General features: G+C 55.7%; 1 protein-coding gene. It reads right to left on the bottom strand.

Translation table 11 applies throughout. The features are described 5' to 3' along the window. Positions 1–291 (bottom strand): SDR family NAD(P)-dependent oxidoreductase (locus E2R65_RS19475; RefSeq protein WP_134338169.1); only part of this gene is annotated, 291 nt, incomplete at its 3' end. Between the last annotated feature and the right edge of the window lie 278 nt (positions 292–569).

The following is a 569-nucleotide window of genomic DNA, read 5'->3' as shown; positions in this document are numbered from 1 at the left end:
CTTGGCGATGGCGGCGTTGGCGATCACCACGTCGAGCTTGTCGATGCCGTGCGTCTTTTGCAGCGTCTCCGCGACGTCGTGCGCGTCCTGCTCGACGCCGGCGTCGTACTTTACCACCACCAGCTTGCTGTCATCGGCCTTGGGGATGGAGGACAGGGCCTGGGAGGTGGAGCGGGATGGGTCGCGGACGGCGGCGACGACGGTATGGTTGGGCTGGGAGAGGTATCGCTCCAAGAGGCCTTTGCCAAGGCCGCGGTTCGCTCCAGTGATCAGGACGGTGGTGGGTGCCATGGTGTCGGTTGTGGTGTGGTTGGTAAGGGTTCTGGTGTGCAGTGTTTGCCGGGAGGGTGACTTTCGTCGCAAGAGAAGGGATCTGAGGCAAGCTTGAGTTGCGAATTTCTGCACAGTTTATTCGATGCGGAACAAATCAATCTGAGATTGACTTTCAGATGCTGGATATAAGCAGACTTATGAAAAGGTTATTCAATTCGCAGTTGCAACAAACCAGCCGGAGAATAACTTTCGGATCGTGGATATTTGCACCTGTGCTAAAAAGGTTTATTTGAGGC

Source organism: Mucilaginibacter phyllosphaerae (genome assembly GCF_004378255.1).
Taxonomy (GTDB): domain Bacteria; phylum Bacteroidota; class Bacteroidia; order Sphingobacteriales; family Sphingobacteriaceae; genus Mucilaginibacter; species Mucilaginibacter phyllosphaerae.
The sequence above is the reverse complement of the archived record's forward strand: the minus strand, read 5'-3'. Positions and strand labels throughout refer to the sequence as shown.